Below are 14,928 nucleotides of genomic sequence, written 5' to 3' on the forward strand. Positions count from 1 at the left end.
GCACGATGCGTGGAGTCGATCGAAGGCAGTTTGTCCTGGGGGCGGCAGCAAGTCTGCTTCTGGTGCAGAACAGGCGGGCCCTCGCGGGCGCGGTTGCCGGGGAGTCAGCGGGTCCGATGGAACCTTGGAGCAAGGGAACTCTGGATCTTCACCATATCGCGACGGGCCGGGGCAATTCGGTCCTGGCGATCCTGCCTGACGGAACCTCGATGATGATCGACGCCGGCGCCGTCGGTGGATCGACCGAGGCCCTGGGACCGGCAAGGCCGAACGACTCCAGGCGGCCCGGTGAGTGGATCGGGCGGTATGCGCTTCATCACCTCCGCACTGCCCCAAGGCAGGAACTCGACTACTTCGTCCTGACTCACTTTCATGGGGACCACATGGGCGACGTTACGACCGACTCCCCGATGGCAAGGTCGGGGGACTATCGCCTTACTGGCGTCTCCGACGTCGCGGAGTTGATCCCGATTCGCCGGTTGATCGACCGTGGATCTCCGAACTACAGCTATCCCGCGCCCTCGACCGCAGACTCGATGCTGAACTATATGAAGTTCGGCCGGTCGATTTCCGCCCGCGGAACCATCGTTGAGCAGATCGATGTCGGCTCTCAGGACCAGATTCGTCTGACTCACGCTCCCTCGGAGTACCCGTCGGTCGCGATCCGGGCTCTCGCTGCGAATGGCAAGGTCTGGACGGGGCATGGAAGCGACAGCGTAGGCATGTTTCCTCCGCTCGCTACGCTGAAGCCGTCCGAGTTTCCTACTGAGAATGCCTGCTCCTGCGCGCTACGGATGGAGTATGGGGACTTCCGCTACTACATCGGCGGAGATCTCACGAGCGATACGAACTTCGGTGCGAGCCCATGGATGGACGTGGAGACGGCGGTCGCCAAGGTTGCGGGGCCGGTGAACGTCTGCGCCCTCGACCACCACGGATACTACGACGCAACCGGGCCGGAGTTCATTCGGCATATGCATCCGCGCATCTCGATTATTCAGACCTGGCATGCTTCGCACCCGGCGTTGTCAGTCCTGAACGAACTCTATAGCCCGGTGTTGTCGGAGGGGCCACGCGACGTGTTCGCGACCGGAATCGTGTCGGCCGCAAGTCTCGCGGATGCCCGGCTGTCCGACAAGATGCTGAGCCAGCATGGCCATATCGTGGTTCGTGTGCATCCCGGCGGGAAGAACTACGAGGTGCTCGTTCTCGATGACACGGTGGAAAACGGAAGTCTGCTGAGCAAGTGGGGACCATTCCAGAGCTAACGGGCGGGCGTCAGGGTGACGAAGTAGACATCGTTCTGGTTCATCGGGAACTGCTGGTGGAAGGTTCCGTCCTTGATCGTGATGGCGCGGGTCTCGATGGGAGCGCCGGCCGCTTTGGTCTGCAGTTCGTCCCGCTGCGAGGGGGTGAGGGTAGCCGGGGAACCCATGCGGAGATAAGCCGTGAATGGATCGTTGTGGTCCAAGCCCGTCCGGTAGACGGTGACGGTGTACAGGCCGGATGCCAGATGTTCGAGGGTGAGATCGATGGGCGCGACGGGCGGGGCGGGAATCTCCTTTTTGTAGAAGGTCTGGTCGATCTGGCCGCTGGGTGGGGAGATGGGAGTGTAGTCCCAGAAGAGGGCCTGCACCGACGGCTGTTCCGCACCTGGGGTGATGGTGATCCAGGACTGGTTAGCCGGATCGGTCGTGGCGAGGTCGGTTGGGCCAAGCTGCGCGAGGTACTTGTAGGCGAAAAAGCTCGGCTTGCGAATGCCTTCGAGGTTGAAGAGGCCAAAGCCGCCATAGAAGGGTTTGGTCTGCGGCCCGCGCTCTTCAAAGATGTCGGTGAAGATCCAGTAGGACATTGAGGCCGTGTAGGCGGAGCCGCGGCGGACGTGGTCGAGGATGAAGGACGCGGAGCCGTACTGATCGTGGAAGAAGTCGTCGGGCAGGTAGGAGGAGCTCCACTCGGTGAGGTGGATGGGAAGCTGCGGGTTGGCCGAGCGATCGATCTGCTCACGCAGGGCGCGCAGGTGGCGGGTGACGGAGTCGGGTGAAGGGTCGAGCGCGGAGCCGATACGGCCCTGGGCGTCGGTGCCGAGTTTGAGAACGCCGTAGGTGTGGGTGGAGTAGAAATCGATCGGCGTATGAGACGCGTTGAGGAAGGTGAGGAAGCGCGTGTCGCTCGGGTTGGAGGTCGCCGGGCCGCCGACGCGGCAGGCGGGGCAGACTTCCTTAAGCGTGGTCGCGGTGGCGCGATAGAGGTCGAAGTACTGCTGTATGGTTCCGAAGAAGAACGACGGGTAGTCGGGCTCGTTCCACACCTCGAAGTACCAGCTCTGCACCTCTGGTAGACCGTAGCGGGCGATCCAGTGTTTCGTGAGTTCGCGGATCAATGCCTGCCACTTCTGCATGTCCTTCGGCGGTGTAACGTTGGCGGAGTACCAGAAGATGGTGTGGGTCCCGCTGGCTAGCGCCTTGGGCATGAAGGTGAGTTCGACGAAGGGCTTGATGTGCCGCGCGAGCAGGATGTCGTAGACCTTGTCGACCTTGGTGAAGTCGTAGACGGGGTTGCCGTTGGGGTCTTCCTTATAGAGGCCCATCTCGTCGCTGAGGATTCCATGGAAGCGGAGGTAGTGGAAGCCGATCTCGCGCTGGAGGGTGGCGAGTTGGGCCTGCCATTCCGGGTAGAGCGCCTCGGAGGCACGACCCGCCCCGACGCAGAAGAGAGGTACGCCGGAATGCGCGCCGGCAGGGTGAGCCGCATCCGCGCTGATCTGGCGCGTTTGGCCATGAAGAATGCCGTGGAAGACAAGGACGGCGGCGAGGAAGACGCGGAGCGGGGCCATGGGTTTGGTGTGGTGGGATTATCTTAGCGACAGGACCTGGATTGCGGGGAGACTGTGGGGACGGAACGATGAAGTCGAAGATGACCGATATGTACAGGGCTTTCGATGTCTGGAAGCGGAGCGGATCGCATCTTCTGGTGCGGTACCGCTGCTTCGAGGATCTTGGGACCGGGATGTTCTGCGTGCAGAGCGCGGACTTTTACAAGTCTCCCGTGTCGGATGACCGTGTGCAGGAGCTGGAGACCCAGTACCTGGAACTTCTGCTGGAGGAATCGCCCTTCAAACGGTCCGGGTCGTTTTCAACGATCGACGAGGCGATCCTGGACCACATCGAGACGTTCGACGTAGCGGAGCGGGCACGGCAGGCGAAGAGATAGAATTGCAGCAGATGACACCCGTCGCCGAACTCGTTCAGATCGATCTCTCCCCGCGTAAGCCGGCAAAAAAGCCGGAGTGGCTGAAGGCGCGAGCGCCGATGGGAGAGACGTTCCACAACCTGAAGAAGCTGGCGCGTGAGCTGAACCTGCATACGGTGTGCGAGAGCGCGCAGTGCCCCAACATCGGCGAGTGCTGGAACCACAAGACCGCCACGTTCATGATGCTTGGCAACCTCTGCACGCGGCGGTGTGGCTTTTGCGCGGTGCCGAAGGGGCGTCCGGAGCCGATTGATCATGACGAACCGCGACGCGTGGCGTATGCGGTCGCGCAGTTGGGGATTGCGCACGCAGTAATCACGAGCGTGAACCGCGACGACGACAACATCGGCGCGGCGCGGGCGTTTGTCAGCGTGATCGAGGAGATTCGCAAGCAGGCCCCGGAGTGCCAGGTCGAGGTGCTGACACCTGATTTTCAGGGTGTCGATGAGGCTCTTCGGCTCGTCGTGAATGCCCGGCCTGAGATTCTGAACCACAATATCGAGACAGTTCCCCGGCTGTATCGCGTCGCGAAGAGCGGCGGCCGGTACGAGCGCTCCCTCGGCTTCCTGGCGAATGCGAAGGCCATCGCGGCGGAGAAGGGCAACACCATCGTCACGAAGACGGGCATCATCGTCGGCATGGGCGAGGAGATGCACGAGCTGCTTGCGGTTTTTCGCGACCTGGCGGACCGAAAGGTGGATATCCTGACGGTCGGGCAATATCTGAGGCCGTCGCGGGATCACCTGCCGATGTCGCGCTACTACACGCCGGAGGAGTTCGCATTTCTGAAGCACGAGGCGCTCGGAATGGGGTTCCGGCACGTGGAGTCCGGGCCGCTCGTGCGGAGCAGCTACCACGCCCATGAGCAGGCGCAATCGACCGGGCTGAAATAGGGGTGGTCGGATGGGTCTTCGCTGGCTGCGTCGATCTAATTCATTTTGGAGCTTGTCGCTGGCCGCCTTCGCGCTTGCATCCTTCGCAAATGCAGACAGCCCGCTATCGATGGCGCAGCTAGGATTGGCCACGCCTTCCTCTATGGAAATGCCTGATTGGCAGACCGCCGCGGGAAAGAAGCTTTCCTTCGAGGTTGCTACCGTCAAGCCCAACAGGTCGGACGACTCACCCGAAGTGAACTTCACGCTCGGTTTTGGCGACAGGTACGCCGACACCGGCGGGCGATTCCTCACAAAGAACATCAGCCTGCTGGACTACATCCGCTTCGCCTACAAGCTGACAGACGGACAGGTCGAGATCCTTGAAAGCAATGCGCCTAAGTGGATAGGCACGGAACGTTTCGACATTCAGGCCAAATCGGATCTACCGAACCCAACGAAGAACCAGATGCGTCTGATGGTGCAATCTCTGCTTGCCGATCGCTTCAAGCTGCGCGTTCATACGGAAACACGGGAACTACCGGTCCTCGCGCTGGTCCTGGTCAAGCCGGGAGCACTCGGCCCGAAACTCCACCCTCATCCTGCGGCGGACGATAAATGTTCCAACGTCGCCCCGGTGGGTCAGGAATCAGGAAACGGGTCGACACCTGAGGTTCCCGCGGTCTGCGGTGGACTGGTGAGTGTCGGGGTACCGGGCGCGGCGAGCCGTGTTCGTCTCGGTGGCCGAGGGGTGCCGCTTGCGCTCCTTGGCGCTCATCTGGGCGAGATGGGCGGGTTTGGCCGTCCCATTGTGGATCAGACAGGCTTGACCGGGACGTTCGACCTCGTTGTAGAGTGGGGAGCCGATTCTGCAGTGGAGCCCCGCGATGAGAACAACCGGGAAACATACCTTCAGGAGTCGCTCAAAGATCAGCTCGGACTCAAGCTGGAGCGCCGGAAGGCATCGTTGGCCGTTCTCCTCGTAGACTCCATGGATCAGCAGCCTGCGGACAATTAGAATCTGGGTGGGCTGGCTGGCGTTCTTTTGCGCAGAGGTGTCGGATGAGTGAAGCGACGATTGCAGAGCAGTTGAAGTTGAGTGAGTTGGCTCCGAGGGTCCTGCAGTCGGAGATCCGCGCAATGAGTGTGGCCTGCGACGCGGTGAATGGGGTGAACCTCGCGCAGGGTGTCTGCGATACCGAGGTGCCGGAGGTCGTCGCGGAAGGGGCGCAGCGGGCGATTCGCGATGGCTTCAATATCTACACACGGCTCGATGGGATCGCCCGGTTGCGAACGGCGATCGCGGGGCAGGTGGCGCGGACGCACGGGATCGAGGTCGATCCTGATCGCGAAGTGCTCATCACCAGCGGCGTCACCGGAGGCTTTCAGGCCGCATGCATGGCTCTGCTGAACCCCGGCGATGAGGTTATCGTCTTTGAGCCGTTTTATGGCTACCACCTGAGCACCATCAAGGCGGTTCGCGCGGTTCCGGTGGCGGTGGGCCTGAGCGGGCCGGATTGGCATCTGGACCTTGCCGCGGTGAGGAACGTGATCACCCCGAGGACGCGTGCGGTGGTGGTGAATACGCCGTCAAACCCAGCCGGAAAGGTATTTACCCGCGCAGAACTCGAAGGGCTTGGAGCGCTCGCGGAGGAGTTCGGGCTCTTCGTGTTTACCGACGAGATCTACGAGCACTTTCTCTATGGAGGGGCCAGGCATGTGAGCCCTGCATCGCTCCCGGCTATGCGCGAGCGGACGATCCTGATGTCGGGGTTTTCGAAGACGTTTTCCGTCACGGGATGGAGGGTCGGGTACCTGATCGCCGACGCGAAGTGGCTTGGATCGATCGGATACTTCCATGATCTGACCTATGTCTGCGCGCCGTCTCCCTTCCAGCACGGCGTGGCGGACGGTGTGGAGCAGTTGCCGCTCTCGTTCTACGAAGGACTGGCGACGGAGCACGTGGGGAAGCGGGCGATGCTTCTCGATGCGCTGATGGCTGCGGGTCTAACACCGCACGTGCCGCAGGGAGCCTATTACATCCTGGCCGATGCTTCCCAGGTGGAAGGCGCAACCGCTGCCCAGAAGGCAAGGACGCTGCTACGGGAAATAGGAGTGGCCTCGGTTGCGGGTTCGGCGTTCTTCCGGCCGGGTGGCGGCGAAGACCTGCTGCGGTTCTGTTTCGCCAAGAAAGACGCGGACCTGGCGGATGCCTGCAATCGTCTGCGTGCGCGAGGCAGGGCCTAGTGGCGGCTCCATCGGAGGTCGTGCGGGTGGAGGCGGCGCTCAAGAACAAGGGCGCGAAGGAACTCGAGTGGGCGCGCTGGTACTGCGCGATGCGGCAGAGCGTTCCTTCGGCTCGACCGGCGGACATCAAGTTCTGGAGCGCGATGGCGGAGCGCGTCGAGGAGGTGCTTGCGCCTCCGGTTGCCGCGAAGGTGTACCCGTCGAAGAAGAAGAAAACGGGGCGCGGGCTTGGCGCAGGACCGATCGATTCTGGGGCAGAGTAGCAGCCATCTGGCTTTGCGCCGGGCACGAAGAGAAAAGAAGAGGCAGCCTGTTGCGATGCGGCCTTCGATCTGTATGATGTCTCCGGAATACGTTTACCCAAATTCCAGAGTTCTGCATTTCAAGGTTGAGGTTGAGATCCATGTTCCGTGTTGGCTTGAAAAGAATTTGCTTCTGCACGCTGGCGGTTGTGGCCGCGGTTCCTGCGGTTCGGTATGCGGTGGCGCAGGAGCCGGCCACGCTGACGATCGATACGAAGACCGTGAAGGCGAAGGTCAGCCCGAAGCTCTACGGCCTCATGACCGAGGAGATCAACTACTCCTACGACGGCGGCCTCTATGGGGAACTGGTGAGCAACCGCGTGTTCATGGACCGCTTCGGCGTGACGCGGTGGTTCCTTCATCCCAATGGAGCGGCGGAAGCCTCGATGGAGATAGACCACAAGGAGGGCCCGAGCGCCGCGCTGACTCGCAGCCTCGCGCTGACCGTGACGAAGGCGTCGGCGAAGGATTGGGCCGGAGTCGTCAACAATGGGTATTGGGGAATCCCGATTCGGCCAAAGGAGCGCTACAAGGGCTCGTTCTGGGCGAAAGCGGATTCAACTTCCGTCGGCCCGGTGCGGATACGCCTGATCAACAACAACTCCGGCCAGGAGATCACGACGGAGGGCGTCTCGACGCCGCTGACGACCGAGTGGAAGGAGTACCAGTTTGAGCTGGTCTCAGGCACCGCACCTGCCTCGCAGCAGAACCAGCTGATTCTCTCGGTCGAGAACCCGGGCAAGGTCTGGTTCAGCCTCGTCTCGCTCTTTCCCCCGACCTACAAGGATCGCGTGAACGGAAACCGTATCGACCTCTCGGAGAAGCTGGCCGCGATGAACCCGCGGTTCCTGCGTTTCCCGGGCGGCAACTATCTCGAAGGCGACCACATCAACGAGCGCTTCGAGTGGAAGAAGACGATCGGACCTCTGGTCGACCGGCCGACCCACCCCAGCCCCTGGCGTTACCACTCGACCGACGGCATGGGCCTGCTCGAGTTTCTCCTGTGGTGCGAGGACCTGCACATGCAGCCTCTGCTCGCGGTCTACGGCGGCTATTCGATGATGCAGGAGCACGTGAACCCCGGCCCGGACCTCGACCCCTACGTGCAGGACGCGCTTGAAGAGATCGAGTACGTGACGGGAAGCACAAGCACCAAGTGGGGAGCGCAACGCGCCAAGGACGGGCATCCCGAGCCGTTTCACCTGAGCTATGTCGAGGTGGGGAACGAGGACTGGTTCGACAAGTCTGGAAGCTACGACGGCCGGTACGCTCAGTACTACAAGGCCATCAAGGCCAAGTATCCCGACCTGCAGATCATCGCGACGACGACCGTGAAGGGTATCAAGCCGGACGTCATCGACGACCATTACTATAAGACCGCCGAAGAGTTCTACGCGATGGACAAGCACTACGACACGATGGACCGCACCGGCCCGAAAATCTTCGTCGGCGAGTGGGCCACCCGTGAGGGCGGACCGACACCGAACATGGGCGCCGCGCTTGGCGATGCCGCGTTCATGACGTCGATGGAGCGGAACAGCGACCTGATCGTGATGGCCTCGTACGCTCCGCTTCTGGTGAACGTAAACGCGGGCGGAATGCAGTGGGAGAGCGACCTGATCGGGTACGACTCACTCTCGAGCTATGGATCTCCGAGCTATTACGCGCAGGTGCTGTTCAACGAGTATCTGGGCGATGAGATCCTGGCGGGAACGGCGGAGGGCGCTCCCACCCGTTTCCACTACTCGGCCACGCGGAGTTCGCAGACCGGCGTGATTCATCTGAAGCTCGTCAATGGAAGCTCGGAGCCGCAGACGATGACCATCAACCTGACCGGTGCAGGCAAAGTCGCGTCGACGGCAAAGCTGATCACGCTCAGCGGGAAGACGCTTGGCGAGACAAACACGTTGTGGGAGCCAACGAAGATCGTGCCAGTCGAGACGGAGTTCAAGAAGGCTGGGGAGAAGTTCACCTACACGCTGCCGGCCTACTCGATTCATGTCTTGGAACTGCAGACGAAGTAGATAACGTTGCAATAGGGATCGCCGCGTCCGTCTCGCGTGGCGATCCTTTCTTTTCAAGAACGCACCTACTGCGGCTTCTGTGATCGCGGCTCCTGAGCGCCGTGATCGATGTAAAGGACTTCGATGGTTTCGCCCGCGATCTGATAGAGAACGAGATACGGAAGGCCGTGAATCACGCACTCCCGTGTTCCGGGAAGTCGTCCGAGACGGCCACGATAAGGAAACTCCTGCAGACTCAGAATCGCCCGATAAAGCCTATCGACAGTCTCGTCGGCAACGGAGGAAAGGTGCTCTGCAAGATAGAGATGAATGGCTTCGAGATTCTCTGCGGCCTCAGGTGTTCACCGAAGTCGCACGTCAGGAATGCATCATCTTCTGAAAGCGGCGATCCATCTCGTCCTGTTCGATGAACTCACCCCGCGCCGACTGGGTAAGGCCGCGCTGAACCCCTTCGAGTACCCGTTGATCCTCTTCCGCGGCGGTGAGCACGGCGTCCAACACAAATTGCTCCGCCGTGGTCCCTCGAAATTCGGCGATACGCGTGATGCGCGCTTCGATCTCCGGCGTCAGGTGGATCTCCATGGGCCAAGGCTAGAAGGCCTTGTATGCCTTGTCAATCGAATCCAGCCAGCCTGGCGGTTCGGCGGAGTGCCGCAACGGGGCATCTTCCTCTAAGATAAGAACGGCGTTTTACGGAGAACCTCTATGGCATCGGCGATGGCAAGTATTGTGGCGTTGAAGGATTTGCAGCAGCAGCTTAAGGCTCGGATGGAAAAGACGATCGAGGACTTCCGGGGCAACCTGGTCTCGACGCGCACGGGCCGCGCGAGCGTGCACATGCTCGACCAGGTGAAGGTCGATTACTACGGGACGGATACGCAGATCTCGCAGGTCGCGCAGGTGACGACGCCGGAGGCACAGTTGATCCTGGTTCAGCCGTGGGAGCAGTCGCTTGTGGGGGCGATCGAAAAGGCCATTCGAACCAGCGGGCAGGGCTTCAACCCGATGCACGATGGACGCGTCATCCGTGTGCCCATTCCGCCCATGACCGAGGAGCGGCGCAAGGAGGCGGTCAAGCATCTCGCCGGTGTGCTCGAAGGGCACAAGACGTCGATGCGCAACATCAGGCGTGATGGCAATGAGGCCGTGAAGAAGGCCATGAAAGACAAGCTGATCTCGGCCGACGACGAGAAGCGGGCGAACGAGGAGATTCAGCAGTTAACCGACGCCCAGATCAAGGTGCTCGAGGATATGTTCAAGGCGAAAGAGAAGGAAGTCCTGACGGTCTGATCGGTTTTTGGGTGGTTTGCTTCGGGGTGGGTTTCGCCTTACCATCGCCTTTTGGGGTTCGACGATGAGTGACGACGGCGATCGGCTGGTTTCGGCTCGGCGCGGTGAGGATGATGCGGCGTTCGAGCTGAAGCTTCGGCCTACCCGGCTGATGGAGTTTATCGGTCAGGAGAAGGCGAAGGAGCAGCTTGCGATCGCGCTCGAGGCGGCGAAGAATCGCGGCGAGGCGCTCGATCACGTGCTCCTCTTTGGCCCTCCCGGGCTTGGCAAGACAACGCTCGCGACCATCATCGCCAACGAGCTTGGCGTCGGCTACCAGCAGACCAGCGGACCCGCCTTGCAGATTCAGGGGGATCTGACGGCGATCCTGACCAACCTGCGCGAGCGACAGGTTCTCTTCCTCGACGAGATTCACCGTCTGCAGGCTGTGCTCGAAGAGAAGCTCTACACGGCGCTCGAGGATTACACGCTCGACATCATGATCGGCACCGGCCCTTCGGCGCGAACGCATGTGATGGAGATCAAGCCGTTCACCTTCGTCGCGGCGACGACTCGTCCCGGCCTCCTAAGCTCACCCCTTCGAAGTCGCTTCGGCATTCTCCTGCGGCTGGAGTTCTACACCGAAGATGAGCTGCGCTTCGTCGTCGAAAGATCGGCCGAGGTGATTGGCGTTCCGATCGATCACGACGGCGCGGCGGAGATCGCCATGCGGTCGCGAGGAACTCCGAGAATAGCGAACCGCCTTCTGCGGCGCGTGCGCGACTACGCCCAGGTTCGAGCGAACGGAGAGATCAACCGGAAGGTTGCGATGGCCGCGCTCTCCATGCTCGAAGTCGACGCCCATGGATTCGACGAACTGGACCGGCGTCTCCTGCGGACGATCATCGAAAAGTACGACGGCGGCCCGGTCGGATTGAATACTCTGGCCGCCGCGCTGGCCGAGGAGCAGGAGGCGCTCGAAGAGGTCTACGAGCCCTTCCTTATTCAGATCGGCTTCCTCGATCGCACTCCGCGCGGGAGAGTAGCGACCCGCCTGGCGTACGAGCACTTCGGAATCGAGATGCCAGGAACGGGACGGCTCTTCTGACAATCAAAAAAGAACACCCCGTCCATAGCGTCATGGGCGGGGTGCGGGAGAAGCTGCGTCTTAGCGGAAGCCGCCCGAGACGAGCAGCGATTCGCCGGTCACGTAGGCTGAGTCCGTGGAAGCGAGATATACGGCAGTCGGTGAGATGTCGCTGACCTGGCCGATGCGGCCCAGTGGTGAGGAGGTCTCGACCCATGTGCGGAAGTCGCCTTCGTGGAAGCCCGCGGTGGTGACGCCTTCGGTCTCGATCAGCCCCGGGTTGATCGCGTTGACGCGAATCTTGCGCGCGCCAAGTTCTTTTGCCAGAACCTTGGTGATCGAGTCGACAGCAGCCTTGGTGGCGGTGTAAACGCTGGAGTTCGGAGGGTTAAGAGAGCTGACCGCCGAGCCGATATTGATGACGCTTCCGCCTTCGGGTCCAAAGAGCGGCAGCGCTTCCTTGGTCGTGAGAAGAAGGCCGCGGACGTTGACCGCGAAGATGCTGTCAATATGCTCTTCCGTGATCTGTTCGAGCGGCAGCATGTTATAAATGCCCGCGTTGTTCACGAGAATGTTGATCTTGCCGTACGCCTTCTTGGTCTCGGCGAAGAGCCGGGCAATGTCAGCCGGCTTGGAGACGTCGCCCTGCACCGCGATGGCTTTGCCACCCGCGGCAGTAATGGTGTCGACAACCTTGTCGGCGCCGGCCTTGCTGGAGGCGTAGTTGACGACGACGGACGCGCCTTCAGCCGCCAGCGCGATGGCGATTCCGGCACCAATACCTTTCGAAGCGCCCGTGACGACCGCGACCTGATTCGTAAGCTTGCTCATGGTTCTATCTCCTGTGTGGAAGTCAATCATTTCAATGCTTCGACAGCTATCTAATTGATTGCAACAAGGCGCGAAGGATTCAGGAGTTTTGGGCATGGACGGAACCATCGCGCCCGCCTCGCCGTATCCCACCGCTCGGAGCGAACCCATGTCCATCCTGCGGCAAGACCTCTCGTACACCTTCCGGCGGCTCGCCCGTTCTCCCGGTTTCGCCGTCGCCGTCATTCTGTCGATCAGCCTTGGCATCGCGGCCAACGCGACGATCTTCTCGATGGTCAGCCGCTTCGTGCTTCGTCCCGCTCCGGTAGGAGACCCTTCGACTCTCCGGGCTCTCTACACCCTCCATGATGGCGATCAGTGCTGCAACAACTTCCCGCTGCCGGCGTTTGAGGATGTGCGCGACCAGGTGAAGTCCTTCAGCGGCGTGTCGGCGTACAACGAACTTGTGCCGGCCTCCATCGGCGGAGCAGGAGAGCCGGAGCGAGTGTGGGGTCAGGCTGCCTCCGCGAACTTTTTCGACGTGCTCAGCCTTCCGATGCTGGCAGGTCGAGGCTTTCTGGGCAGCGAAGAAAACCAGCAGGTGATCGTCCTCAGCCACCGTCTCTGGCAGCGCCGATTCGCCTCCGACCCGTCCGTCATCGGCAAGTCCATCGACCTCTCCGGACACCCGTACACGGTCGTCGGGGTGACGCCCGCTGGCTTCCGAGGCGTCGACCTCATTCTCGATTCCGAGTTCTGGGTGCCGCTCGGAAATGTAACCTCGCTCGTGCCAAATCTGTCCGGCATCACATCTCGCGATATGCACTGGCTTGCGGTCGTGGCGCGTCTGAAGCCGGGTGTCACGAGCGCCCAGGCTGACGCGGAGCTGTCTACGCTGGCGAAACGTCTTGCGATCGCGTATCCCGCAACCGATAAGGGGAACGGCTTTCTCTCGGATCGCGCAGGATCGCTGCCCAAGCGGGATAAGGCGGCTGTCCTCGCGTTCCTCGCGTCGCTCTCCGTTGTGGTCCTTCTTCTTCTTGCGATCGCCTGTGCCAACGTGGCCAACCTGATGCTGGCGCGCGCCGCGAGCCGTCAGCGCGAAATGGCTGTCCGTGTTGCCCTGGGCGCGACGAGGATGAGGATCATCCGCCAGATGGTGATGGAGTCCGTGATTCTGGCGCTCGGCGGAGGCCTTGTGGGGACGCTTCTCTCGGCATGGGCCACGCGCGGGCTCGCCGCATTCCACTTTCCCGCACCCGTCCCCCTCAACCTGACCTTGAGCATCGACTGGCAGGTGCTGGCCTATGTCTTCGTTCTGAGTGTCGGAGCGGGTATTCTCTTCGGCGTCGCACCAGCGCTGGCGGCGCTTCGTCCGCGCCTCGCGAACGCGTTGAAAGGGGAAGACATCCTCGCCCGGCCGGGACGCAGGATCACGACACGCGATGCGCTCATCGTCGGCCAGATTGCGATGTGCCTCGTCCTCCTCACCGCCACCGGAATCTTCCTTCGCAGCCTGCAGCAGGCGGCAAACATCGACATCGGCTTCCGCTCGAACGGCATCGTGAGCGCGCAGGTCGATCCGAGCGCCAACGGGTACACGGTCGAGCGTACCGTGCAGTTCCTGATGCGTCTCCGGGAAAACATCGCCTCCCAACCCGGCGTCATCTCCGCTGTTGTCACGGATAGCGTGCCTCTCAACGGCGGAAATCGCAGCGACGGCTTTCATGCCCAGGTGAAGCCAAAGGGGCTTGCATCGAAGCCCTCCGACCAGGATCCGAGTGTCGAGATGTACATGGCGACGCCAGGCTACTTCGAGGCGCTCGGCATCCCACGGATCTCGGGCAGGGACCTCGCGAATGAGTCGCCGACGGGACCGAAGGTGGCCCTCGTGAACCAGACCTTCGTAAAGAAGATCTTCGGCACCGAGAACCCCATCGGTCAGAACGTTGTCGATGGGGACGCGGTGTACCAGGTGATCGGGGTCGTGGGCGATATCAAGTCCCGTACGCTCGGTGAACAGGCGCGCCCCGTGCTCTTCCGTTCGCTCGAGCAGGCCGTGCTGAAGGATCCCGCGTCGAGCTATACCGTCATGGTGCGCTCGACCGCTGACCCCGCGGCGATTGTTGGCATTGTCCGAAACCAGGTAAGGGCGCTCGACACGGGGATCGCCGTCTTCAACGTGCAGACCATGCAGGAGCATCTTCGCGACGCACTCTTCCTGCCTCGCCTCGCAGCCATGCTCTTCGGCATCTTCGGCTTCATCGGCCTGACGCTCGCCTCAGTTGGTCTGTATGGCGCGATGAGCTATTCAGTGAGCCAGAGAACCCGGGAGATCGGCATTCGTATGGCGCTCGGCGCGCAGATCAGCTCGGTACGGCGGCTCTTCGTACGCAAAGGCATGCTGCTCACGCTGGTCGCCGTGGGGATCGGCGTGCCGGCATCGCTCGCGCTGTCACGTCTGTTCACGAGCGTCCTCTACGGGGTGCGTGCGAACGATCCGGCGACGTTTGTGAGCGTGCCGATCTTCCTCTGCCTGGTCGCGTTGGCTGCCTGCTGGCTACCCGCGCGGCGGGCGTCCCGCGTTGATCCGCAGACAGTGCTTCGGGCGGAGTGAAGGCCAGGCATCCCGGGCTGGCACCTCTCATGGACTGGGCTTAGACGTGGCATTCGAATTGCACCAACGCACGACGAGGGATGATCTTTCCAAGGAGGGAAATATGCATGCCCATCGGATACCTGTCGATTTAAGTGTCTCTGGCCTCCATGCCGCCGAGGCTGCGATGAAGGCAGCGGAGGCAAAAAGAGCCGCTGAGGCGCGCAGGAAACTCTTGCGGGCGGCCACGGGCGCAGGCAGCGAGTCACTTAGTTTCGGGAGTCTCGCTGTCGGTCAGAACGACGGAGAGCCCTCCGGGCAGGGCACGGACACAGGTGGAACGGGTTCCCCCGCCGGTTCTTCAGCGCAGCCCGGTAAGCGAAAGAGAACGGCTGACGATTCGTCTGCCGAATCACTCTCGATCTGGGCTTGATTGTTCGGTCGCGAGAGCGATCTCGTCTCGTTTCGA

At 61.7% G+C, this 14,928-nt stretch carries 13 protein-coding genes and 1 pseudogene; 10 read left to right on the top strand and 4 right to left on the bottom strand.

Annotation, left to right across the window (positions count from 1 at the left end):
* The first annotated feature begins 5 nt into the window (after window positions 1-5).
* Window positions 6-1,268, top strand: coding sequence for a ComEC/Rec2 family competence protein (locus GRAN_RS09580; RefSeq protein ID WP_128912657.1), 1,263 nt, complete (start codon window positions 6-8; stop codon window positions 1,266-1,268).
* On the opposite strand, the gene GRAN_RS09585 is transcribed toward GRAN_RS09580, so the two are convergent.
* The gene (locus GRAN_RS09585) at window positions 1,265-2,836 is read right to left on the bottom strand and encodes a GH39 family glycosyl hydrolase (protein WP_128912658.1); all 1,572 of its coding nucleotides are present in this window, start codon (window positions 2,834-2,836) and stop codon (window positions 1,265-1,267) included. The two genes, GRAN_RS09580 and GRAN_RS09585, sit on opposite strands and share 4 nt — an antisense overlap.
* A 68-nt stretch (window positions 2,837-2,904) precedes the next feature.
* Between GRAN_RS09585 and GRAN_RS09590 the strand changes: the two genes are divergently transcribed.
* The 6 genes from GRAN_RS09590 (at window position 2,905) to GRAN_RS09615 (ending at window position 8,697) form a co-directional block, all read left to right on the top strand.
* Window positions 2,905-3,213 carry a hypothetical protein gene (locus GRAN_RS09590; RefSeq protein ID WP_128912659.1) on the top strand — a complete coding sequence of 103 codons (309 nt, stop codon included), beginning with the start codon at window positions 2,905-2,907 and terminating at the stop codon, window positions 3,211-3,213.
* A gap of 11 nt (window positions 3,214-3,224) precedes the next feature.
* Complete coding sequence (lipA, locus tag GRAN_RS09595) at window positions 3,225-4,145, top strand: lipoyl synthase (RefSeq protein WP_128913067.1); 921 nt, start codon at window positions 3,225-3,227, stop codon at window positions 4,143-4,145.
* A 142-nt stretch (window positions 4,146-4,287) separates the two neighbouring features.
* Complete coding sequence (locus GRAN_RS09600; RefSeq protein ID WP_161570915.1) at window positions 4,288-5,142, top strand: TIGR03435 family protein; 855 nt, start codon at window positions 4,288-4,290, stop codon at window positions 5,140-5,142.
* Window positions 5,143-5,186: 44 nt separating this feature from the next.
* On the top strand, window positions 5,187-6,371 hold the full coding sequence (locus GRAN_RS09605) for an aminotransferase class I/II-fold pyridoxal phosphate-dependent enzyme (protein WP_128912661.1): 1,185 nt from the start codon (window positions 5,187-5,189) through the stop codon (window positions 6,369-6,371).
* A complete protein-coding gene (locus GRAN_RS09610; protein ID WP_128912662.1) occupies window positions 6,371-6,634 on the top strand; it encodes a hypothetical protein in 264 nt (87 codons plus the stop codon). Before GRAN_RS09605 ends, GRAN_RS09610 begins: the two co-directional genes overlap by 1 nt.
* Window positions 6,635-6,774: 140 nt before the next feature.
* A complete protein-coding gene (locus GRAN_RS09615) occupies window positions 6,775-8,697 on the top strand; it encodes an alpha-L-arabinofuranosidase C-terminal domain-containing protein (RefSeq protein ID WP_128912663.1) in 1,923 nt (640 codons plus the stop codon).
* A 65-nt stretch (window positions 8,698-8,762) separates the two neighbouring features.
* Here the strand turns inward: GRAN_RS09615 and GRAN_RS26985 are convergent.
* Window positions 8,763-9,026, bottom strand: a pseudogene (locus GRAN_RS26985) (type II toxin-antitoxin system RelE/ParE family toxin); the annotation flags it as partial.
* A 28-nt stretch (window positions 9,027-9,054) separates the two neighbouring features.
* Window positions 9,055-9,279, bottom strand: a complete 225-nt coding sequence (locus GRAN_RS09625) for a type II toxin -antitoxin system TacA 1-like antitoxin (RefSeq protein ID WP_128912664.1) — start codon at window positions 9,277-9,279, stop codon at window positions 9,055-9,057.
* 123 nt (window positions 9,280-9,402) lie between these two features.
* Here GRAN_RS09625 and frr point away from each other — a divergent pair, with 123 nt between their 5' ends.
* Window positions 9,403-9,987 (top strand): ribosome recycling factor, encoded by a 585-nt coding sequence (gene frr / locus GRAN_RS09630; RefSeq protein ID WP_128912665.1) that lies wholly within the window; start codon window positions 9,403-9,405, stop codon window positions 9,985-9,987.
* A 64-nt stretch (window positions 9,988-10,051) separates the two neighbouring features.
* Window positions 10,052-11,074: a Holliday junction branch migration DNA helicase RuvB gene (ruvB, locus tag GRAN_RS09635; protein WP_128912666.1), complete on the top strand. Its 1,023-nt coding sequence runs from the start codon at window positions 10,052-10,054 to the stop codon at window positions 11,072-11,074.
* Window positions 11,075-11,134: 60 nt separating this feature from the next.
* On the opposite strand, the gene GRAN_RS09640 is transcribed toward ruvB, so the two are convergent.
* A complete protein-coding gene (locus GRAN_RS09640) occupies window positions 11,135-11,884 on the bottom strand; it encodes an SDR family NAD(P)-dependent oxidoreductase (RefSeq protein ID WP_128912667.1) in 750 nt (249 codons plus the stop codon).
* Between the two features lie 94 nt (window positions 11,885-11,978).
* Between GRAN_RS09640 and GRAN_RS09645 the strand changes: the two genes are divergently transcribed.
* A complete protein-coding gene (locus GRAN_RS09645; RefSeq protein WP_241654435.1) occupies window positions 11,979-14,480 on the top strand; it encodes an ABC transporter permease in 2,502 nt (833 codons plus the stop codon).
* The last annotated feature ends 448 nt before the right edge of the window (window positions 14,481-14,928 follow it).

This window comes from Granulicella sibirica (assembly GCF_004115155.1).
GTDB classification, from domain to species: Bacteria; Acidobacteriota; Terriglobia; order Terriglobales; family Acidobacteriaceae; genus Edaphobacter; species Edaphobacter sibiricus.